At 43.2% G+C, this 22,320-nt stretch carries 18 protein-coding genes; 12 read left to right on the top strand and 6 right to left on the bottom strand.

Features of this window, described 5'->3' with window-relative positions; all coding sequences use genetic code 11:
* The first annotated feature begins 185 nt into the window (after positions 1–185).
* The 3 genes from M4S28_RS22450 (at position 186) to M4S28_RS22440 (ending at position 3,172) form a co-directional block, all read left to right on the top strand.
* Positions 186–1,082, top strand: a complete 897-nt coding sequence (locus tag M4S28_RS22450) for a hypothetical protein (protein ID WP_249632919.1) — start codon at positions 186–188, stop codon at positions 1,080–1,082.
* Positions 1,083–1,273: 191 nt separating this feature from the next.
* A complete protein-coding gene (locus tag M4S28_RS22445; protein WP_249633761.1) occupies positions 1,274–2,026 on the top strand; it encodes a DUF481 domain-containing protein in 753 nt (250 codons plus the stop codon).
* A 234-nt stretch (positions 2,027–2,260) separates the two neighbouring features.
* Entirely contained in the window at positions 2,261–3,172 is a 912-nt protein-coding gene (locus tag M4S28_RS22440; RefSeq protein ID WP_249632918.1) for a 2OG-Fe(II) oxygenase family protein, read from the top strand.
* Positions 3,173–3,357: 185 nt separating this feature from the next.
* On the opposite strand, the gene M4S28_RS22435 is transcribed toward M4S28_RS22440, so the two are convergent.
* The 4 genes from M4S28_RS22435 to M4S28_RS22420 form a co-directional block, all read right to left on the bottom strand.
* Entirely contained in the window at positions 3,358–6,435 is a 3,078-nt protein-coding gene (locus M4S28_RS22435) for an efflux RND transporter permease subunit (protein WP_249632917.1), read from the bottom strand.
* Complete coding sequence (locus M4S28_RS22430) at positions 6,422–7,774, bottom strand: efflux RND transporter periplasmic adaptor subunit (RefSeq protein ID WP_249632916.1); 1,353 nt, start codon at positions 7,772–7,774, stop codon at positions 6,422–6,424. The genes M4S28_RS22435 and M4S28_RS22430 overlap by 14 nt, the downstream gene beginning before the upstream one ends.
* 194 nt (positions 7,775–7,968) lie before the next feature.
* Positions 7,969–9,165, bottom strand: coding sequence for an outer membrane protein transport protein (locus M4S28_RS22425; RefSeq protein WP_249632915.1), 1,197 nt, complete (start codon positions 9,163–9,165; stop codon positions 7,969–7,971).
* Positions 9,155–11,359: an alpha/beta fold hydrolase gene (locus M4S28_RS22420; protein WP_249632914.1), complete on the bottom strand. Its 2,205-nt coding sequence runs from the start codon at positions 11,357–11,359 to the stop codon at positions 9,155–9,157. The genes M4S28_RS22425 and M4S28_RS22420 overlap by 11 nt, the downstream gene beginning before the upstream one ends.
* Before the next feature lie 357 nt (positions 11,360–11,716).
* On the opposite strand from M4S28_RS22420, the gene M4S28_RS22415 reads away from it, so the two are divergent.
* The 3 genes from M4S28_RS22415 to dcuC all read left to right on the top strand — a co-directional run bounded on the left by M4S28_RS22415 (position 11,717) and on the right by dcuC (position 14,798).
* Entirely contained in the window at positions 11,717–12,436 is a 720-nt protein-coding gene (locus tag M4S28_RS22415; RefSeq protein ID WP_249632913.1) for a winged helix-turn-helix domain-containing protein, read from the top strand.
* Positions 12,429–12,935, top strand: a complete 507-nt coding sequence (locus tag M4S28_RS22410) for a hypothetical protein (RefSeq protein ID WP_004731312.1) — start codon at positions 12,429–12,431, stop codon at positions 12,933–12,935. The genes M4S28_RS22415 and M4S28_RS22410 overlap by 8 nt, the downstream gene beginning before the upstream one ends.
* A 495-nt stretch (positions 12,936–13,430) precedes the next feature.
* Positions 13,431–14,798, top strand: a complete 1,368-nt coding sequence (gene dcuC, locus M4S28_RS22405) for an anaerobic C4-dicarboxylate transporter DcuC (protein WP_249632912.1) — start codon at positions 13,431–13,433, stop codon at positions 14,796–14,798.
* Positions 14,799–15,031: 233 nt separating this feature from the next.
* Here the strand turns inward: dcuC and M4S28_RS22400 are convergent, their stop codons facing one another.
* Positions 15,032–15,664, bottom strand: a complete 633-nt coding sequence (locus tag M4S28_RS22400; RefSeq protein WP_004731316.1) for a response regulator — start codon at positions 15,662–15,664, stop codon at positions 15,032–15,034.
* Positions 15,651–17,381 carry a nitrate/nitrite two-component system sensor histidine kinase NarQ gene (gene narQ / locus M4S28_RS22395; RefSeq protein ID WP_249632911.1) on the bottom strand — a complete coding sequence of 577 codons (1,731 nt, stop codon included), beginning with the start codon at positions 17,379–17,381 and terminating at the stop codon, positions 15,651–15,653. The genes M4S28_RS22400 and narQ overlap by 14 nt, the downstream gene beginning before the upstream one ends.
* Positions 17,382–17,634: 253 nt before the next feature.
* On the opposite strand from narQ, the gene napF reads away from it, so the two are divergent.
* From napF to M4S28_RS22365, 6 genes are all read left to right on the top strand, one after another.
* Positions 17,635–18,114, top strand: coding sequence for a ferredoxin-type protein NapF (napF, locus tag M4S28_RS22390; protein WP_017078318.1), 480 nt, complete (start codon positions 17,635–17,637; stop codon positions 18,112–18,114).
* 23 nt (positions 18,115–18,137) lie between these two features.
* A complete protein-coding gene (locus M4S28_RS22385) occupies positions 18,138–18,443 on the top strand; it encodes a chaperone NapD (protein ID WP_004731320.1) in 306 nt (101 codons plus the stop codon).
* Positions 18,440–20,929 carry a periplasmic nitrate reductase subunit alpha gene (gene napA / locus M4S28_RS22380; protein ID WP_017086853.1) on the top strand — a complete coding sequence of 830 codons (2,490 nt, stop codon included), beginning with the start codon at positions 18,440–18,442 and terminating at the stop codon, positions 20,927–20,929. The genes M4S28_RS22385 and napA overlap by 4 nt, the downstream gene beginning before the upstream one ends.
* Positions 20,930–21,054: 125 nt before the next feature.
* The gene (locus tag M4S28_RS22375; RefSeq protein ID WP_004731324.1) at positions 21,055–21,516 is read left to right on the top strand and encodes a nitrate reductase cytochrome c-type subunit; all 462 of its coding nucleotides are present in this window, start codon (positions 21,055–21,057) and stop codon (positions 21,514–21,516) included.
* A 29-nt stretch (positions 21,517–21,545) separates the two neighbouring features.
* The gene (locus tag M4S28_RS22370) at positions 21,546–22,127 is read left to right on the top strand and encodes a NapC/NirT family cytochrome c (protein WP_004731326.1); all 582 of its coding nucleotides are present in this window, start codon (positions 21,546–21,548) and stop codon (positions 22,125–22,127) included.
* A gap of 11 nt (positions 22,128–22,138) precedes the next feature.
* The gene (locus M4S28_RS22365; RefSeq protein WP_004731329.1) at positions 22,139–22,276 is read left to right on the top strand and encodes a TIGR02808 family protein; all 138 of its coding nucleotides are present in this window, start codon (positions 22,139–22,141) and stop codon (positions 22,274–22,276) included.
* The last annotated feature ends 44 nt before the right edge of the window (positions 22,277–22,320 follow it).

Raw genomic sequence — 22,320 nt, 5'->3', positions numbered from 1 at the left:
GCGCCTGTTCTCTGTGTTTCTATGCTGTTATTTCAATCAAAAACCTAGCTTTCTCCCCAAAATATTCCTAAACCAATATCAAGCAACCTCACGAAAGATCATTCACGTTCATTTAAATACTGTTCGCGCACTTTGAACATAAACTAAGCGCCAAATGACAAGAACAACAGTCGACAGGAATGTAAATGAATACCAAACAACTTGAAGGCGCGGTAAGCGAAGTGAGCTTATTCAATCAGCACCTGCACTTAATCCAATCCGTCCATACCATTCCGACACCAAAAGTAAATTGGGAGTCGATTGCCATGGAACCTGCGCCTGCAATGCCAACGGTTCGCTTCGATCATAAAGTCAAAGCCATGGAAGCGCTTGATGAATACGAGCCATACTGGCTCGATATACTGTTGGGTAACAAATCTAAGTTTCACACCCTCACAAACAATGTCGAGCGAGCAGCAGAGAAAGACATCGAACAATACAAAACTGAGTTTGTAAGTTGGGTTCAACACTACAGCTACTGGGCCAAAGATAATCAGTTGTCGAAAGGCATTTTAAACAACGACAGTGGCGCCAAGCTTTCTGCCCTTTCAGAAGCGCAACAGAACCCTATAAACGCCGCTGTAGTCGACACCAAACTGATAAACCATAACTTTAATACCTATAAGAATGGGCACCTGTTAGAAGTCAATATTCAGGTTAATAAGCACAACGTGATCCCAAAAGAAAAAAAGGTATTGTGCCAAGGCGAAGTGAAGCTTGAAACGATGCCTCTTTCTGAAAGTAACACCTTATATCGTGAGTATGTGTGTAGCTGTATTCTTAAATGCGCGCAAGATGCTTTCAACGTCTTGCCTGAGACCAGCGTCTTAATCAATGTTGAACAGGTTCTAGCTGACTATTCGAGTGAGACTATTGTTTCATGCCATATCGAACAGGGATTACTCGAGTTCCTATTAATCGAAGATGATAAACCCTCTGAGATACTTGAATTCTTCGTTCACATTGAAGACTTCAACCCTCATAGAGGCAACGGGTTTTCTGCGATTAAAACCATCTTCTCGCCTTTGCCTATCGCGTCTTAAATCAATCCAATTTTCGATTCAATCATTGACTACCATTCACGACTAACCTTACGTTCGTCGTGTTAAATTACTTTATAAACCAAACCATTATGTCAACACACACTATCTCACAAACAACGTGCCCATTAACAAGCACAGTTCCATACACACGTTCCCTTGCAAAGCTACCTATGGTTCTAATCGCTATCTCTATGCCCGTATTTGCCGAAGAAATTGATGAAATGGTACTCGAAGGCGACGTCGTATTAAGCGAAGGTTCTGAGTTAAAAGAAGAAGCTGAAGAATCTCCTTTTACAACCCTGACTAAGCTTGGGTTTATCTACTCGCAAAACACCAGCTCATCTTTGTCGATCAACTCTGGAATCTCTGTTGGATACAAAAAAGAGAACTGGGGGCAACGAGTCCAGTTTGATACCTACTATACCGATGCTGAAAACGACGAAGATGGTACTAATCGCTATACCACAAACTATGGCATTAGCTATGACCTGAACGAAGTCACCTATTTGGTCGCCACAACACGTCTTGAACACGACCACTTTGGTACTTATCGTAAGCAATTCATAACAGCTACAGGACTGGGTCGCCACTTTTATGATACTGAAAGAATCAAACTCCAAGGATCTGCCGGTCCGGGTTACCGAATCAGTAAGCGACAGTCTTCTGATGAAGAGTTTCCAAACAAAGAGAACTATGAACTGATCGTCAATGCCAATATTGATGGCTCTCTGACGCTCACAGAGACGTTTTCTATGGGAGCAACGGCTAACATGGCTTACGGTGAAGAGAACACCAATTACAACCTCAAAGGCTATCTAAAGAACATCTTGATGGGCAATTTGGCGCTAACTTTTGATACCGAATACATCTACAACACTACTGTCGCATCAGACCAAAGTAACGCCGAAATCTACAGCTCAATGAATCTAAACTACGATTTCTAAATAACGCTTCCCCCATCGATCATGCAAAAGGATTTGCATGATCGTCTAAGCTTCTCCATCACTCCGTAATTTGTTCATGACTACTATTCCTGCCGCTTATTGACTTAAGCAGAACCGCTAAGCCGCTATTTGATTATATAGAAAACGTTAATTCTGTTTTGCCCTGCACCCCGTTTATCTACAAACCTTGGTGTAATAGATTGGTCGTCAGCAAACAAAAGGAGCGAACACATTATGTTATCTAATCAACTAGAGCGCGCACGCGCCATCGATTTACCGACACGAGAAGCGATGCTTCAACGAGCTCCTTCTGTACAACAGTTTTGGGACAACAATAAGGGCTTGTTCAGCGAAGCTTGGAAAGAATGGGAAGCAAGTGCGGAAGGCAGCCAATTGGATTTCGATGATTCGCTGTTAGATGCCCGTCTGCGTGAAGCTGTCAGAGAAGCTTGGCAAAATCCAACGAAAGAAATCGCGGTAAAAGACTTGCTCGAAGAGATCTCTCCTGGAGTATTTAAGTTCCAGTTCTTTGATGCTGAACGTCTCGCTGAGTTGCGTGATTACTTGGAAGCGGTCTCTAACGCACAAATTCCGCTGCGCCCACCATATGGCATAGTGCTTAACCGTGGTGGAGCGATGTTAGACAGCCGTTCTGAAGGTTATTTAGCAGCGCCAAGTTTCCAAGCGTTTTACCGAGATTTACTCGATAGTTACATGCGCCCTATCGCTCGTTTATTGTTCCCAGAAATCATGGGCTACGATACACAAACTTTTGGGTTCTCGATTCAGTATCAAGCGAACAAAGATACGACTTTACGCCTTCATACTGATGCGTCTTCTGTCACGCTCAACATTAACGTAAATATGCCAGATGAAGAGTTTTCAGGCTCAGAACTTAACTTTTATGATCCTGCTACGGGTAAGATGAACGAAACGACATTCACGCCCGGTGTCGCTATGATTCATCGAGGAAACGTTGCCCATGCGGCGCTGCCGATAACAAGTGGTGAACGTTCAAACTTGGTATTGTGGTTGTATGGCGACCGTGGACAAATACCACACCACAATTCAGCACTAGAGCCTGTAGATGCGCATCAACGTTGGACGGTACCAACCGTGGTACATGACGATTTTGCACCGTTCTAGACTGTTTTGTACTGTTCTAGACAGCTTCGCACAGTTCTAGATCGCTTCGTATCATGCTAAATGAAACAAACTTTCTTAGCCTTTCACGGCAATTGAGAGAATAGAATACAAAACGCGCCAACCATGATTAATGGTAGGCGCGTTTTAGTTTTCACTTCAATTGATTCGTCAGCCTATATTGCGAGTTAGGCGGATTTCGTTCTCAACCGAGTCAGTATGTCCATCTGTTTTAGATTCGCCATACCAACGTAAGCCACTGGCACTAAGAACAGTGAGAAGAAGGTTCCGGCTGTCAAACCTCCGACCAACACCAAACCAATATTGATTCGACCTAACGAACCCGGCCCATCTGCTAATGCCAATGGTAATGAACCGAGGATCATCGTCAGTGAGGTCATCAAGATAGGACGCAATCTTGAACGCGCACTGCTGATCGCCGCTTCTTTCGCACTCGTGCCAGATTTGCGTTTCTCGTTGGCAAACTCCACCAGCAAAATACCGTGTTTGGTCACTAGGCCAACCAATGTCAGCAGCCCGATCTTCGAATAAATATTGAGACTTTGACCAAATACCGACAGCGTCAAAATCGCACCCACGATACACAATGGCACCGTCAGCAAGATGATCATTGGGTCGACAAAGCTTTCAAACTGCGCCGCCAAGATCAGGAAAATGAAAATCAACGCTAATACGAACAACACTTGTGCGCCTGCTGTTGAATCAACTAAGTCTTTTACAATTCCATTGAATTCGTAGCTCTGCGCCGGTTTCAATAAGCTTGGAACCGTATCATCAATGTAGGCTTTCACATCACTCGCCGTGTATCCGGGCATCAAATCTGCGGTAATTTCAGCGCTGTCTTTACCCATGAATGTCTTAAAGTTAGATTCTGATGTCACTTGTTTGATCGAAACAAACTGAGACAAAGGAAGCCTTTGCCCCGACTGTGAATCCACATACAGCTTATCGAGAACCTTAAAGTCGCCGAGATCCTTTCGGTTAACTTGAACTTGAATGGGGTATGTATAACCGTCATCGGCTTGCAAATCTGCCGCCTTCACAGAACCAAGGAAGGTCGATAACGCGTTGGTTACGTTACTGTAATCAACACCAGACAACACAATCGCATTACGGTCAATCGACAAGTCATAACGTAATTGGTCGCGTAACATCGAATTTTTAATGTTGGTCACGCCCTCATAACTCTCAAGCGCCTCAACGACCTCACTTGCGGTTTCAGACAACACCGAGGTGTCACGGTTAACCGTCGTCAGCTCAAGGATCATATTGGTCGCTATGCTTAAGTTATCTGCCGAGCGAACCTTGAAAGACATGCCATAAGCAGAGACCGAACTTTGCGCTTTGGCGATAAACTCGTTAACCAGTTCATCAGCTGACTGGTCACGTTCGCCCCATGATTTCAATAAAACGTGATTAGTCGGAGTCCCTTCGATGTAAGACAAGTTTGCCTCTACCGAACGGTCACCTTTGAACACACTGTTAAGTTGCTCGTTGTTGTCTAGGTGATACTGACGACCTACCCCTGTTGGTGGCGTTGAAGTCACCTCGACAAAACCAGTGTCTTCGGTTGGAAGTAGCACTTGAGGCATTTTCCAAACCGCCAAAACGGACAGAGCAATCAACACCAAAGCAATACTACTCATCAGTGTTTTACGCTCAAACCATTTGCCCAGTTCTTTGGTGTACAAGTCAGACAGAACATTCAGCTTCGCATCAACTTTTTTGTACCACTTTGCTGGCTTTGTAACTGGCTTCATTAAGTAAGCACACATCATGGGCGAGAGCGTTAAAGCAACAAACCCTGAGATGATCACTGCAGCAGCTAACGTGAAAGCAAATTGTCTAAATAGATCGGCGGTTAAGCCCGACATCAGGCCAATAGGTAGATATACGACCGCTAACGTGAGCGTCATCGCTATCACAGGAAAAACGATCTCTCGACACCCTTTGATTGCAGCATTAAAAGGGGTTTCGCCCTCTTCGATATGTCGGTAACAGTTTTCAGCCACAACAATGGCATCATCGACAACTAAACCAATTGCAAGAATGATGGCTAATATAGTCAATACGTTGATACTAAACCCAAGTAGATGCATAACGGCAAATACACCTATCACACACACTGGGATGGTAATGATCGGAATCGAAGCCACACGAACAGAACCAAGGAACAGAACCACAACCGCTGAAACCAGAACAATCGCTTCAACTAAAGTCATGAAGCCTTCGTCAATTGCGGTTTTAATGAAATCAGCTTGGTTGTAGACCATCTTCATTTCAATGCCTTCAGGCAACTGAGGTTGAATCACGTCTATTTGCTTCTTAACCTTATTGGCAACCGTCACTGGGTTTTCACTTTTCAGTGGCAGTACCTGAATCGACATCGCTAAATTGTCATCTACACGAAGAATGCTCGGCGTAAGGCTCTCCTCACCCATTTTGACTTCAGCAATATCGCCAATGCGAATGATCTTGCCGTTATCGACACGAACCACCAAATCTCGCACATCATCAACGCTGGTCACTTGGTTGACTGGGTTAATGGAGAAATCTCGCACCTGACCTTTGATAGTACCCGCGGTAAATGTCGCGTTGTATGAGCTTAATGTACCGACAACGTCTGACGCACTCATGTTAAGCGCCATCATTCGATCAGGTTGTAACCACACACGCACCGCTTTTTCACTGCCACCATACGGCCCCCAAATCCCACCCACACCTTGTATGTGCTTAAACTGGGGCACGACTTGCTGGCTAATGTAGTCATACATGTCTTGCTTAGACATCTTGCCGGTATTCACAAACGTGATGATGTTACTCGGCATGCTGGTATCAGAAGAGTCATCCGTTACCGTTGGCTTATCCGTCATACTAGGAGGGAAATCACCAATCGCTTCAACACTGCTGCGCAGATTGTTCATCAAGCTCGTGTATTCGACGTCATTAATGTCATCTTCAAAGATGATTTTTAGATTACACGTTCCTTCCTGACAGTCGGTCGTCATGGTTTTCACGCTGTCTAAGCCTGTTGCCGCCGTGATCAGTTTATCTGCCACATTGCGCGACATGAACTCAGCGCTCGCGCCATTGATCGCCGCAGTTACAGTCGCCGACGGTGTTTTATGTTCAGGAAAGTATTGGATTGAGAGCTTTTGAAACGACAAAATCCCAAGCAAAACAATAGTAATACTCAGAACAGACGCAAACACAGGGTGCTTGATACAAATCTCAGGAAGCTTCATTCAGATTCTCCTTTGTTACAGCTTCCTTGCTTTGGATTTCCTTGCTGTGAGTTTCCTTGCTATGAGTTTCCTGGCTTTGGATTTCGCTCGATGATTGCTCAGCAGCTGCATTAGTTTCCCCACCCTCGCTATTTTCGTTGACGGCTTCGTCTACACCTTTTGTTGCTTCCGTCCAATCAACCGAAGGCTCAACCGGATGTGCTTCATCAATCTGTGTTTCGGTCTTTTCTACCTCGGGCTTAACGGTCTGCTTAGTGACCTCTTTGTCTATTGGCTCCGTTATTAGCTCAACCGTTTTCTGCTCCGCATTAGGGTTCATTACCTTAACTAGAGACGCTTTCTTTAGGTTCTGTTGTCCCGTCACTACGACCTGATCACCCAGTTTCAATCCGTTTTCTACAACGACATACCCATCGTTAGTGTTCACGCCCAATTCAACAATGCGTTGCTCGATTTTTTCGCCATTCACAATCCATACAAAACGTTGTGCATTTTTTGCTTGAACGGAATTTTGGGAAACCACCATTTGAGTCGTGTCTTCGCTCGTCATTTGGCTTACTTTGGCAAACATACCCGGAACTAAACGATGATCTGGATTGGTCACGTGCGCGTGTACTTCTACGCGACCTGAACTCTCATCAACCGCGGGGGCAATGTAATCCACCACACCAGAAAATGCTTCATCGACAAAAGCATCAACTTGGATGGAAACATTCTGCCCAAGCTTTGCGTTTCCTAAATCCGACTGGCCAATGGAATACTGAACTTCGACAGGATCGAGTTTAATCAAACTCACCAACGCGGTTGCGCCATCAATCTTACTGCCCACTGAGTGGGTAAAGTTGGTTAGCTGCCCATCAAATGGCGCAACCAATAAATAGTCATTCATTAGCGCTTCTTTCTGACGGAAATCAGCCGCAGCTAAATTCGCCTGCTCTCCCAGTTCTTCAACATCTTGTTGAGACATAGAGTCAGGCTGTTTCTTTAGTAATTCTTGTACTCGCTTTAATTTCGACTTTGCTAACGCTAGAGAGCTTCTTGCTTTGTCTAGATCGGCTTTCGCTTTGGTATTGTCCAGTTGAGCGATCGACTCGCCTTTTTTAACTGAATCTCCATCTTTGAAATGGATATTGAGAATTTTGTCGGAGGCACTGAATGTCAATGCAGCAGAATCCGTTGCCCTGATTTTGCCAACCTCGTTGATTGAAGATGTGAATGCTTGTTTGTGCGCTTTTTCGATAGTCACAGGAATCAAGTTTGAGTCTTGGGCAAACGATGGAGAGATATGTAAGGCAAACAGTGCCAAACAGATTGTTTTGCTAAGCTTTGTAAATTTCATTTTTAATAACCATAACCGTTGAATTCGTCTGAATTAAAACGTTTTTCTAAGCAGCTATTTCTTACTTAATGAGCTTCCAGCTATTTAAATAATGCTAAAACAGCTAATAATGAGAAAAGGGCTCAACTCAGTGTCGAGCCCTGCAATTTTTATATGATTCCTAAATTTTTACGTTCTGAACTCCAAAGTAAAAGTTAAAAACGATGCTGATATTGAACACCAAGCAAAAGAGCATCGGCAGTCACATCAGCAGTTATATTGGAACTCGTTTCTGGAATCGTCGTCAGGTTTTCGTCAATATCTTGTGATTCTCCGATGATAAAGCCGACACCAATGTCCACAGAACTGGCAGCCGTGAAGTTATATGTCCCTCCGACTGTTAACCAGTGACGGTTAACATCAGGAATAGAGAGCGATGTGAGTTCGTCAGTCGGGGAAATGTCGTACATGTAGCCCGCTCGTAGAACGATGTCTTTTGACATGGTGTATGTACCGCCGACAGAAACATGTCCTGCATCTTTCCATTGATACTCTTTAATAGAGTCGTCATAAGAGTCAGATGTTAGCGAGTCAAATTCAGACCAATTCACCCATTGCAGGCTGTAGTGAAAAGCCCACTGTTCGTTGAGCTGGTGCCAACCGGAAAACTCTAGAGTGTCTGGTAACGGAACATTCATTTTTTCTGCCGTACCAGAACCCAGCATCCAGATATCCCCCTCAACTTCGATATCAGGGCTGTAACGATAGGAAATACCAAATTTGTTATTCTCATTAACTTGATAGGTAGCACCAATATTGGCGCCCAAGCCAAATCCATCAGCATCAACACCGAGTAAACCTTGACGCGAAATTTCACCTTCACCGTAGATAACATCAATACCAGCACCTAAGTTGAGCTTTTCAGAGATCTCATAAGCGACAGCGAAGCCAACATTTATACTGGAAAGCGCCGTTTTGCCTCCAAACTCATCCGCTTCGAACGAGTTATCAAATTCGACGTCGGTACCAAAGTTTGAATGAACCGTCGCACCCAGAGTGAACTTCGAACCCTCGATAGGATGAACATAATGAATGTTCGGAACTAATGTCCCTGCGTCTAATGATTGGTCATCTAACATTTCAGTATCACCAATCATTGGCGTGTAGCTAACACTCGACACATCAATACCACTATCGATATAGATAGCGCCGACAGAGAGTGTTGGTTGCTTTATGTAAGCCATCGCAGCGCTGTTCTTAGCCACAATTGCCGCACTATCGGCCATAACAGCATCACCCGCGAATGCACGGCCTAAACCCGTTGCTGATTGTGCGTTAAGTTGGAATCCTGCAGCGTTTGTTAAACATGGAATGAGAGCAGCTGCGGTGCCCAATATGAGTTTATTCTTCATCTTGAGGCTCCTCTGTTTCGATATGATCAGGATTCTTAATTTCAATATCCGAACCATTTGATTCAACTACGGAAAAAATGGCTTTTTGATGAGTTTTTGTCGCGTCCAAAACTTCAATCCACTCTTCACCTTCAGGGATGCTAGGTAAACCGTTTTCACCCATCGTTCCTTCATATGGAAAAAGATAAGTTCCATGACCACCAGTGGTCGTTCTTAGGACTCCTCGAGATTCCGCTACAGGCCCTGTATCAATAATTGAGTTAAGCCTTAACGCCTCAATGAGTGGTTCAGTTCCTGTTCGAATGTTATTCGCAGCCAAATTAGGCACTACACTATCCGGGATGTAATCACCGACATCACATGTCTCACCACAGTTTCCCACCGCTTCAAGCAATAATGTAGGCTGTTTTCTTTGTGTTTGACGAGACGTGAAACTGGCGGGGTCAGCGCTGTCGATTGCAGTTTGTACGCCTTGCTTTAGATCGGTTTCAATTAATGCATAAACATCATTTGCGAACTCTTCTACCACCAAAGCGTTATCCGATGACATTCCAATAAAGTCTTCAAGAGCCGTTATGCACTCTATATTGGATGTTTCTGGTGTGCAGGTCTCTGGAATAAAGGTCTCGGCAATACCTCTTTGGACATCTGGAGAGTTTTTTACACCATCAGACATCTCGGGACCGAGTGTTTGAGATGATAAAACTAAGTTAGTTAATCCTTGCCCTGGAACCGCAAAGTTAACTGTCTTAAAAGTAAAATCAGAGTCATTTTGGCTAAACTCACTGATCATCACCGACATGATGCCGCCTAATGAATGCCCAACTAAATGGACATTATTCTCATCAACCCATGGCTGGCCGATTAAAGCAAATCTTAGGCCCAAGAAATCAGAAACCGTTTGTTGCAAGTTAGAACGAAGTGCTAATGGAGAGTCGATATTTATGAAGTTAGCTTTATTCTTCTTTGCACTGATGTTGCCTTCTTCGCTATCATCCTGCAGCGCATCATGACGAATACGCTCCCCATGATATGGCATATCTATCGCCACCACTGCGTAGCCGGCTTTTGTATAATCGCTGGCCATTAAAGATGCTGCACTTTTATCCGCAGTAACACCATGGACAAAAATCACTGTGGGTAATTTTGAGTTGAGATCATGCCCTTCAGGGGTATATATATCTGCTGTCAAACTCAACGTCTCAACGGTCTCAAGACCTTCATTAATTAGGCTTTGCCTTGTCGGAAATCCTTGGGAAGGTGTTTGTATCCATTCATATAATGGCGGACAAAATTCTTTAGGGTTGAATACATTAATTATGCATTCGCCCTCTCTTTCTTTTGTAAAAGGTAAATAAGAAGGCAATTCCAGCGTCTTAGTATATTGGTCGTAATCTGAACTAAAATTATGCTTTTTCTTTTCGCTATCTTTTACAAAAAAAGAGACTGACTGGTCGTGATTATCTCTCATCCAATCCAGAGTTGAATATGTACTCTGTGTTGTAAATTGAGCGGCATATACTGGTAGTCCTTTACCAGAGTACGAACTAATCGCATTCAAAACTTGCTCTTGTAATTCAATATTTTTATCACTGATAAGTGCAGTTTCAGAAGAAATTAAATCTTCAAACTCAGTATCGGCCTGCAACGATTCTCCGAATTCCGTTTTTACTCCATCCGTTACGACAACATAGTAAGTACTATCAGGAGCCAACCCTGATTCACATTGTATTTTAATATTTGCGCCATCAGCGGATATTAGGGTATCAACTTCTATGCCGTTTTGATCGATCAACGCAACGTTACCAGTCAACGTATTATTGTCTAAAGGAAAGCGTTTATCAGAATCAATACTTTCTAAAGGTATTAAAATAGGTTCAGCACATACACCCCACCCATCCAAAGCTGCGTAAGTATTGTTATAGTCTTGATAGTAGGTCAAAGCTTGATCAGACGATAAAGCTTCAACTTCACCGACTCCCGATATTGTTCCATCGTCGTCATACCCATAACCATCATTCGGTTTTGGTAATTCATTAATGTTGTAGGGAACCAATACCGAAACGGCTTCTTGAGTCGAGTCTTCAGACTGACAGCCGAGTAAGGCAAGCGTAATTAGTCCACATATATATGGCTTATTGAAATCTTTCAAAACAGCTCCTTCGTAGCTTTCGCATTTAACTGGTGTGGCCATGCGATTTATCGTTATTTGAGTTGCCAATTGAGTCGGAGGTAAGCTCGACTTTTATTCGTAGAGAGCAAGGCAACACAGAGTTGGAATGATACGTTGATAAAACTACGTAAGAAATTTGAGCAGTTAACCCACACCCACTAAATCAGCGTCACCCGTTAATGATCCAATAGCTACTAACGGCAAGCACCTGAAACCGCATTAAACAACCTCAAAAAGGTATATAAGGAAATCTAATTAGGTTAATAATCAACATAAATTCAGTCACTTAAATATCAAAGACGATAAGACCAGTAAGTTTATGTTTGTTGTAAGATTTGTTATATTTAGGTTAGAACGCTTATAACAATGAGAACCCAGATGTCTGCTGAATTTATTATCAATGATGATATACAGGTCAATTTAGAAGAGAGTGAAATCCATCACTTCAAGACGGGCCGTACCTACCCAATAGGTTCTAATGAATCAGAGCTGCTTAAGTTTTTTATCTCGAGACCCAATGAGGTGATCACTCGCCAAGTTCTGATTGAACAAGTGTGGGTGTCTAAAGGTATCTACGTTGAAGATGGCAGCCTAATGCAGACCATCTCGATTTGCCGAAAAGCATTAGAAGATAAGAGCGGGATGATCATCGTCACTGAGCGCGGTAAAGGCTACCGATTTGCAGGACAAGTGACACAAGACAAAGAACGCGCGCTGAGTAAAATTCAATCGCAACCCAAACAAGAAACGAAACAACCTGAAGACAACACAACGACAGATAGCATAGCGACAGAGAATTCAACAACCGATACAACGGCCGCGACGAAAAAGACAAACAGTGTAGTAGCGCTGGTTGCATTATTTGTAGTGGCTGCAGGTTTATCCCATTATTTGTTTTCTTATTTAGATAGAAATAGCCTAGGCGAAGACCTCGTGGGCCAGCATTTTATCTCTTGTAAAATTGAATCCGACGAATTCACTTTTAACGAGTTATTCAACGTCACGCTTTATGAATATAAGGGACGAAAAATCATCATCGATAATTCAGGAAAATCTCTGAGCTTTCCAGCAGGATTTAAAGGAGTGACTTGTGAATAACAAAACGAATACAGCAATTTTTGTGGTACTGCTTGGCGTATTAGTCGGCTGGCTTTCTACTTTTATTCCTAAATCACACCTTGAAGGGCATTATTTAGCAAATACAGCATCAATTATTAACCCGTCCAATAATATGATTCATAACCAGTCTTCTATTAACATCGAATTTAAGAAGAATGACAGTTATGACCTATTATACGTGTCGACCAAGCAAGTCGGTTTTACGTCATCAGGATCTTACTCTGTCACTCAACACGACATCTCACTGGATGAGAACCAACACCAGCAAATCATCCCGAATCGCGAGTTGTCGTTTTACGAAAAAGTCATGATAAGTGAAGGTTCTACACTATCGTCTGACGCCATGCCTTACATTCCATTGAATAGAGAAGAGTTTTTACTGGTGACGCGTTATGGGATGATTCATTTTTGTAAGAAGGTCGTCTGCTCTGAGCTGTCAACGTATTCAAATGACATTCCTGACGTTGATATGAACTAAACTCACTCGCTATTTTTAACCCTAATTATATTTTAGTGCTAGCTTGTGTTTTAACGCTTACTTAGGAAAATAAGTAGGCGTTAAACGTAAGTAAGCGTCAAAGCTAACTAAGCATCAAAGCTAACTAAGCATCAAAGCTAACTAAGCATCAAAGCTAAGATTCTCACCTCTTTACTCCGATAAATACCCACTTCGTTACACATTCCCTTCCAAAGTACAAAAAACACTCACGGTTTATAAAACAATGCCTACATATGCAACTAGAACAACCAAAGGTGATCCAAGTTATATTCTAACGAGCTGCAAAATTTGTTTATTAACATCTAAACAACAGTAGTTAATCACGATTTACAACCACAATTAACATCGAAAAAAATGTTTGTCTTAGATCATATCAACCTCAACTATGCCTCGTGCCACAGTGCAGTTTTCTGTACATTCATTGTCATATTCTGAAACACTTTCTTATATTTTTTAAACTTTGTGGAGATTTCTATGTTAGAGCTCTTGATCGGATTAGTGATTACTATCGCTGTTGGTTACTTTATTGTGAAAGGCTATAAAGCGGCAGGCGTATTACTAACTGCTGGCCTTGCCCTACTTCTTATTACTGGCCTTATTGGTCACACAGTCTTACCAGCTAAGGTCGCTTCAACAGGTAACATGGTTACCGACTCACTAGAATTTGTTAAGTACATGCTTCAGTACCGTGGAGGCGGCCTAGGCATGCAAATCATGCTTCTTTGTGGCTTTGCTTCTTACATGACGCACATCGGCGCAAACAACGTGGTAGTGAAACAATTCTCTAAACCGCTTGCTGCTATCAAATCTCCATACGTACTTCTTGTTGCGGCTTACATCGTAGCGTGTCTAATGTCTCTAGCAGTAAGTTCTGCAACAGGCCTTGGTGTGCTATTGATGGCTACCCTATTCCCAATGATGACGGCAATGGGTATTTCACGCCCGGCAGCGGTTGCAGTTTGTGCGTCCCCTGCAGCAATCATTCTTTCACCAACCTCTGGTGATGTGGTTATTGCAGCTGAAAAATCAGGCATGTCTCTTGATGTGTTTGCCGTTCAAACGGTACTACCTGTTTCTATCTGTGCAATCATCGTAATGGCTGCAGCCGCTTTCTTCTGGAACAAGTATCTGGATAAGAAAGAAAACACACCAATGGAAAAAGTAGACGTTTCTGACATTGAAACAACGGCACCCGCTTTCTACGCTGCACTGCCATTCCTGCCTATCATCGGTGTATTCCTATTTAATGGCCGTACGATTCCAGGCCTTTCACTTGATATCTACACCATCGTGGTGGGCTCTATCTTCGTGGGCGCAATCATCGATTACGTTGTGAAGAAGTTCGACGGTGAGAAAATATTAGAAGACCTAGATTCTTGCTACCAAGGTATGGCTGAAGCATTCAAAGGCGTGGTAATGCTGTTGGTTGCGGCGGGCGTATTTGCTCAAGGCCTAATGTCTATTGGTGCGATTGATAACCTAATCGGTCTTGCTGAGTCAGCTGGCGCCGGCGGCATCGCGTTAATGCTTATCCTAACGGGTCTAACGGTTGCAGCGGCTATCGCGACAGGTTCTGGTAACGCACCGTTCTATGCATTCGTAGAACTGGCTCCGTCACTGGCTGCGAAAATGGGCTTGAACCCTGCGTTCCTAATCATCCCAATGCTTCAAGCATCGAACCTAGGTCGTACCATCTCGCCAGTCTCTGGTGTAATTGTCGCGACATCTGGTATGGGTAAGATCAGCCCATTTGAAGTAGTAAAACGTACTTCTGTCCCTGTAATCTGTGGTCTTATCACGGTTATCTTCGGTACGCTTGTTCTAGTACCAATGGCAGCTTAATTGTCAGTAAAACAGACATGATTATTTGGATATAAAATGCCCTAACAAAAAGGCGCTGAACTTAATAAGTTCAGCGCCTTTTTTCATGTCACGTGTTCAAAATCATTAGAGGTTATTGATGCTAAATTAAAAGCTATCACGAGAAACTGTCGTTAAAAGCTCACGTTATTTGCCCCTAATATTTACAACCAACAGTACGGCTTGAAATAGTTTTATTTCAAAAGGAACAAGCCCTACTTCATGTCACCATAGCGTTCTAGGTACAGAACCGTTGCTGCAGTACGTGAAGGAACTTGTAGCTTTTTCAGCAAACTCTTCATATGTACCTTAACTGTCGATTCAGAAATGAACAGATGGTCTGCGATCTGCTTGTTGCGGTAACCTTTTGCAACTTCTTGAAGGATCTGCATTTCACGTTCGGTCAGTTGGTCGAAGATGTCGTTGCGGCTCTCAGCATCATTTAAGTAACGAGATACAACACTGCTGTAGGCTTTGTCGCCATGGTGCGCTTGTTTCAGTAATTCGATGAGTTCATCGGGTTCAGTGTCTTTAAGCAAGTAACCATCAGCGCCCGCTTTTACAATTGCTTCAATATCTGCAGGGCTGTCAGAAACCGTTAGAATAACGATGTTAGCGCTTGAGCCATCAGTACGAAGTGCCTTTAACGTATCAAGGCCAGACATACCTTTCATATTAAGATCCAAAAGGATCAAATCAGGTTCTTCTTCATGGGCAAGAGCGACCGCTTCAGTACCGTTACTTGCTTCTGCAATCACTTCGAATTCATCTTCAAAGCTCAGTAATTGGCTTATACCTCTGCGCATCAATGGATGATCATCAACCAGCATTACTTTACAAATCGTCAACTTTAACTTCCTTCAAACTTTTATATTTCAATATGACTGTACAGCCTTCACCTTGAGCTGCTTCAATCGTTAAGTCGCCATTCAGTCTTGCCGCACGCTCCTGCATAATGCTCATCCCGTAGTGGTTCATCTTCGAACTACTTGGGTCAAAGCCATCTCCATTATCCTTAATCACGACGAATACTTCACCTTCCTCATCGATACAGCATACATCTATCAAGTCGGCATTGGCGTGTTTTATTGCGTTTATTGTTGCTTCACGAATCAATTGAAGCAAGTGAACCTGACTGTGCGCATCAAGCTCAATCGATGAAAGATTATTGGTTAGGTTAATCTTCGCTTCTGTTCTTTCGCTGAGTTCTTCAAGCATGGTGCTCAAAGCCTCTCCGAAGTTGCCCTCTTTTATCGTCAACCTAAAGGTTGTGAGCAACTCTCGTAACTGAGTATAGGCATCAGCTAAACCGTTGCCGATCTCCGATGCTATTTGTTCCGACTGCTCTCGGTGTTGTTGCTCTGGCAGTTTGCCAATCACACGCTTCAGCAATGTCACTTGAATTTTCAAATACGACAGTGATTGAGCCAGTGAATCATGCAGTTCACGTGCAATTGTTGCACGCTCTTCCATAATAATAAGCTGCTCAGCTTTTTTTTGCGCACGATTATAATAGATAGCTCGCGATAAGAGTTGGATAAAACTATCAATCAGCGTCCTGGTTGAATGGCCATGATGATATGAACAATATAAATAGCCCAAGATAAGCTCATTATCATCCAGCTTCATTTCAAATTTTTCATAGTCTAAGTTCGAGTCGTACCCTTCATCCATAATCAGTGAACGACCTGAGTTGTCTACAATCTCTAGCCTTAACGATTCGATGCCCTCTAAGCTCACGAGGTGTTGGATGATTGCTCGGAAATTCTCAGGGGCGATACGTGTTACGGTCAGCTCTTGTGAAGAGTGATACAACGCCTGGAGTGATTGGTTAGCATTTTGTAGCTCTATTGTCTTAGCATCCACAACGTCTTCAAGATTTCGATAGAGCGCACCCAAGTCTTTCGCCATTGAGTTAAATGTCTTGGTCAAAATACCCAATTCGTTGTTATTGGTGACCTTCAACTCGACTTCAAAATCACTGTTCTTGATTCGCTGACTGGCGCCAACGAGTGCATGTAACGGCTTAACAACTTGTTTACGGACAAAGTGAACAACAAAAAGAGATATGACGAGAATTCCACCTAAGCCAATACCACCAGCCCACGCCAACTTTATCAACTTATCTTCAGAGAACTCTTGCAGCTTAAAAACGAAGCCATCAATTTCAGTAACGAAGTTTTCAACTAATACGAGATAGTGCTTTCGATCTTCGCTGCTTAATACCTGTTTAAGCTCGTGCCAACGACCAATAATTAAATAGTAATCTTCGGTGATGTCTGTAGGAACTTCCCAACTGACCAAGTTGGCCATTGAAGGGGAATAAAGAGAACTTTCGAATTCACGAATATGAGAATCATAATCAGTTGATTCTATTTGAATATCATGCGCTAAACGATAGCTTTGCATACGCATTGAGCCAGCCACGTTAACCGCCTCTGCGTCGTTGAGACTTGACGCCAATGTGAAGATAGCAAAACCAGTAGTGGCAACCGAAAGGAGCAGTATGGACAGCAATGATTTAGCTATTGTACTCGTTACAGATGAAACTGGTTTAATAAGCAAAATCAAAATCCTGAAGGTATATAAGTGGCTGTCCGAAACCTATTGTCACACATCAAAAAACAGAGCTCCATTCAATATGTGACCAAACGCTTCGTAATTTATTGATCTAAGACAATATAGGATCCTATTTAGCCCTTAAGGGGTATTTATACAAATATTTCTAAAACTACACTACTTGTGAGGATAAATGACAAGATATTAACAAAACAATGATCTACAATTACAACATCTTAGCAACATTAGTAGGCATTTAGTGGTAGACCTATCGAGACGACGCCTATTTTCTAGGCGAAAAGTAGATTCAAGCCAAATTCGATTGCCTTGGATTAACAGCCTAGAAAGCTTTACAGATGACTGCACTCGTTGCGGTAAATGTATCGAAAATTGTGAGACTAAGATAATCATTGTAGGCGATGGTGGTTTTCCTACTGTCGACTATTCAAAAGACGAATGCACTTTTTGTTATCAATGTGCTGACGTTTGTCCTGAACCAATTTTTAAACCCAAGGAAGAAACACCTTGGCAAGCCAAAGCAAGTATCTCTGATAAATGCTTAGCGCAACAAAATGTTGAATGCCGAAGCTGTGGTGACATGTGTGAACCTATGGCCATTCAATTTCAACTTAGAGCAGGCAGTGTTGCTCTACCAAAAATCGAGTTAGATGAGTGTAACGGTTGTGGAGCCTGCGTAGCAGTTTGCCCTACTTCAGCTATTCTTGTGAGTAATGCATAAAACAAAAATAACGAGAGCAATTTATGGCACTAAATGAAGTGCATATATCAAGTTTAGTCGTGCATGTGAGCCCAGAGCATCTAGACGAGATCAAAGCACAAATCGAGAAATTCGATAACGCAGAGATTTACGGCAGCAGCCCTGAAGGCAAAATCATAGTAGTCCTAGAAACCGAAAACCAAGGTTTTGTAACGGACACCATCGAAGAAATTAATAATATTACGAACGTTTTAGGCACAGCTTTGGTTTATCACCAAATCGAAACTGAGCTCGACGAAACGGATTTAGAAACTGGAAGCAACAATTCTCAACTTGAGGGTGAAGTATGAAAATGACAAGACGCGCGTTTGTGAAAGCAAACGCAGCTGCATCAGCGGCAGCCGTTGCAGGTGTAACTCTGCCAGCAACAGCAACCAATCTGATTGCTAGCTCTGATCAAACAAAAATCACGTGGGATAAAGCGCCTTGTCGTTTTTGTGGTACGGGCTGTTCGGTACTAGTTGGTACTCAAAACGGTAAAGTGGTTGCGACTCAAGGCGACCCAGAAGCACCTGTAAACAAAGGCCTTAACTGTATTAAAGGCTACTTCCTTTCAAAAATCATGTACGGTAAAGACCGTCTTGAACAGCCTCTTCTTCGTATGAAAGACGGCGAGTTCCACAAAGATGGTGATTTTACACCAGTATCTTGGGACCAAGCTTTCGACGTAATGGCTGAGAAATGGAAAGCGGCTCTGAAAAAGAACGGTCCAACAGGTGTTGGTATGTTCGGTTCAGGCCAGTGGACTGTAATGGAAGGCTACGCAGCTGTTAAGTTGATGAAAGCAGGTTTCCGTTCAAACAACATCGATCCAAACGCTCGTCACTGTATGGCTTCAGCGGTAGGCGCATTCATGCGTACTTTCGGTATCGATGAGCCAATGGGTTGTTACGATGACTTTGAACACGCAGACGCATTTGTACTGTGGGGTTCAAACATGGCAGAAATGCACCCAGTATTATGGACTCGTATTACAGACCGTCGTCTAAGCCACCCACACGTTAAAGTAAACGTACTGTCTACTTACTACCACCGTTCTTTTGAGCTTGCAGACACGGGTTACATCTTTGAACCTCAATCAGATCTTGCGATTGCTAACTTCATTGCAAACTACATCATCCAAAACGATGCTGTAAACTGGGACTTCGTGAATAAGCACACGAACTTCAAGCAAGCAACGACAGACATCGGTTACGGTCTTCGTGATGACGATCCTCTACAGAAAGCAGCAGCAAACCCTAACTCAGGTGCAATGACTGCAATCACTTTTGAAGAGTACAAAGCTTCTGTCGCTGAATACACCGTTGAGAAAGCATCTGAAATGTCAGGTGTCTCTCAAGATGATCTGATCAAACTTGCGAAGCAATATGCAGATCCAAACATCAAAGTAATGTCACTTTGGACTATGGGTATGAACCAACATACTCGTGGCGTTTGGATGAACAGCCTTGTGTACAACATCCACCTTCTAACAGGTAAGATTTCTACTCCAGGTAACAGCCCATTCTCACTTACTGGCCAACCATCTGCGTGTGGTACAGCTCGTGAAGTTGGTACGTTCTCTCACCGTCTTCCTGCAGATATGGTGGTTGCTAACCCTAAACACCGTAAGATTTCTGAAGAAATCTGGAAACTTCCAGAAGGTACTATCCCAGCTAAACCTGGTGCTCATGCTGTTGTTCAAGACCGTATGCTTAAAGACGGCAAGATCAATGCGTACTGGATAATGTGTAACAACAATATGCAAGCTGGTCCAAACATCAACACTGAACGTCTACCAGGTTACCGTAACCCAGACAACTTCATTGTATGTTCTGACCCTTACCCAACAGCAACAGCTCAAGCTTCTGACCTTATCCTTCCAACAGCAATGTGGATCGAGAAAGAAGGAGCTTACGGTAACGCAGAACGTCGTACACAAGCATGGTACCAACAAGTTAAAACGGTTGGTGATGCGAAGTCTGACCTGTGGCAAATCATGGAGTTCTCTAAACGCTTCACTGTTGAAGAAGTTTGGGGCGAAGAGCTTCTTGCTAAAGCACCTGAGTACCGCGGTAAAACCATGTACGACGTGCTTTACAAAAACGGCAACGTTGATGCATTCCCATTGTCTGAAGCTCAAGAGCTTAACGACGATGCACAAGCTCAAGGTTTCTACGTACAAAAAGGTCTATTCGAAGAATACGCAACCTTTGGTCGCGGCCATGGTCACGATTTAGCACCATACGATACTTACCACAAAGTACGCGGCCTACGCTGGCCTGTTGTTGATGGTAAAGAAACACTATGGCGCTTTAAAGAAGGTTCAGATCCATACGCTAAGAAAGGTTCTGACTGGGACTTCTACGGCAAGCCAGACGGTAAAGCACTGATCATCAACGCACCATACGAAGCGCCACCAGAAGTACCAAATGATGAGTACGACATGTGGTTATGTACAGGTCGTGTTCTTGAGCATTGGCATACAGGTACTATGACTCGTCGTGTACCAGAACTTTATAAAGCAGTACCGGATGCACTTTGTTACATCCACCCTGCAGATGCAAAATCTCGTGGCCTTCGCCGTGGTGATGAAGTTCTTATCGAAAACAAACGTGGTGAAGTACGCGTTCGTGTTGAAACTCGTGGTCGTAACCGTCCACCACAAGGCTTGGTATTCGTACCATTCTTTGATGCAAGAATTCTGATCAACAAGTTGATCTTGGATGCAACGGATCCTCTGTCTAAGCAGACGGATTATAAGAAGTGTCCAGTTAAGATCACTAAGGTTTCTTAAGCGCCAATTGCTTTTAGAACCTAGATACAAGATCTAACGTATTTAATATTGCGACTACTTTTTTCATCACTTTTTGAAAAAAGTAGTCCACTCAAAGAATTAGCCTTTAGGCGGAGAAATTAACCATGAAAAAACTGATTACTGCCCTACTATCAGCTGGTCTTTTGCTAGCTGGTGCAGTTCAAGCTCAAGCTGAGCTGGATAACCCAGGCGGCATTGGTGGCGTAGAATCTCTACGTGGTGCAAGTGAACTTGAAGCTACTCGCGCAGCAGATGACTTTAAAAAGTTCCCTCGTGACCAAGTACTTGAGAGTGACTACGTATACCAACCACCTCTAGTGCCTCATACTATTCGTAGCTATGAAGTTTCTCTTAACGCTAACAAGTGTCTTTCTTGCCACAGCTGGAAAAACGCAAAAGAAATGGGTGCGACTAAAGTGAGTGTAACTCACTACATGAACCGTGAAGATGCGGTACTTGCAGACGTATCACCTCGTCGTTATTTCTGTCTACAGTGTCACGTACCTCAAGCTAATGCTAAACCACTAGTTGAGAACGAGTTCAAACCTGTAGATTCACTGCGTTAATCGTAGCCAGACGGTAAGAGAGGCTATATATGATAAAATTACTTAAAGCGTTTTGGAAAAGACTCGCGACACCAAGTAAAGCAGCGGTAGGCGTTGTACTTTTCTTGGGATTCGCAGGCGGTCTTTTGTTCTGGGGTGCATTTAACACAGGTATGCAAGCAACCAACACGGAAGAGTTCTGTTCTGGTTGTCATGCGCCTATTGTTGCTGAAATCCAAGAAACAATTCACTACTCTAACCGCTCAGGCGTTCGTGCTATCTGTTCAGATTGTCACGTACCTCACGAGTGGACAGATAAAATTGTTCGTAAGGTTCAGGCATCTAAAGAGTTGTACGCGCACTTTATTGCAAAAACCATCAACACTGAAGAGAAATTCAAAGCACGTCGTGCCCACCTTGCTGAACGTGAGTGGAAACGTATGAAAGGCAATGACTCACTTGAGTGTCGTAACTGTCACCAGTTCGATTACATGGACTTCTCAGAGCAGAGCCCTCGTAGTGCGAAACAACACTCAACTGCGCTAGCTTCTGGTGAAAAAACGTGTGTAGATTGCCACAAAGGTATCGCACATAAACTACCAGACATGCACGGCGTTGAAGGCTGGCAATAAGGAGCGATTGAATGAGTACTTTAGAAAGCGTAATTTGGCACATCCTAGGTTACAGTGCTATGCCAGTTATCATTCTTGGTGGCTTTGCAGGTGTTGCAGCCGTATCTCTTTGGCTTTTATCTATGACTAAAGACAAAGAAATCGATTAGAAATCGAAATTTCGTCAACTTTTACCAGTTATCTTTGGGATGAG

Source organism: Vibrio sp. J383, from assembly GCF_023503985.1.
Lineage (GTDB): Bacteria > Pseudomonadota > Gammaproteobacteria > Enterobacterales > Vibrionaceae > Vibrio > Vibrio splendidus.
Note: the sequence above shows the minus strand (reverse complement) of the source record. Positions and strands in the feature narration are given on the sequence as shown.

Coding starts and splice junctions, on each gene's coding strand:
- dcuC (WP_249632912.1), top strand. CDS start 13,431: ATGTTAGAGCTCTTGATCGGATTAGTGATTACTATCGCTGTTGGTTAC.
- M4S28_RS22450 (WP_249632919.1), top strand. CDS start 186: ATGAATACCAAACAACTTGAAGGCGCGGTAAGCGAAGTGAGCTTATTC.
- M4S28_RS22420 (WP_249632914.1), bottom strand. CDS start 11,359: ATGGCCACACCAGTTAAATGCGAAAGCTACGAAGGAGCTGTTTTGAAA.
- M4S28_RS22365 (WP_004731329.1), top strand. CDS start 22,139: ATGAGTACTTTAGAAAGCGTAATTTGGCACATCCTAGGTTACAGTGCT.
- M4S28_RS22445 (WP_249633761.1), top strand. CDS start 1,274: ATGCCCGTATTTGCCGAAGAAATTGATGAAATGGTACTCGAAGGCGAC.
- M4S28_RS22440 (WP_249632918.1), top strand. CDS start 2,261: ATGTTATCTAATCAACTAGAGCGCGCACGCGCCATCGATTTACCGACA.
- M4S28_RS22370 (WP_004731326.1), top strand. CDS start 21,546: ATGATAAAATTACTTAAAGCGTTTTGGAAAAGACTCGCGACACCAAGT.
- M4S28_RS22375 (WP_004731324.1), top strand. CDS start 21,055: ATGAAAAAACTGATTACTGCCCTACTATCAGCTGGTCTTTTGCTAGCT.
- M4S28_RS22425 (WP_249632915.1), bottom strand. CDS start 9,165: ATGAAGAATAAACTCATATTGGGCACCGCAGCTGCTCTCATTCCATGT.
- M4S28_RS22430 (WP_249632916.1), bottom strand. CDS start 7,774: ATGAAATTTACAAAGCTTAGCAAAACAATCTGTTTGGCACTGTTTGCC.
- napA (WP_017086853.1), top strand. CDS start 18,440: ATGAAAATGACAAGACGCGCGTTTGTGAAAGCAAACGCAGCTGCATCA.
- M4S28_RS22385 (WP_004731320.1), top strand. CDS start 18,138: ATGGCACTAAATGAAGTGCATATATCAAGTTTAGTCGTGCATGTGAGC.
- M4S28_RS22435 (WP_249632917.1), bottom strand. CDS start 6,435: ATGAAGCTTCCTGAGATTTGTATCAAGCACCCTGTGTTTGCGTCTGTT.
- M4S28_RS22415 (WP_249632913.1), top strand. CDS start 11,717: ATGTCTGCTGAATTTATTATCAATGATGATATACAGGTCAATTTAGAA.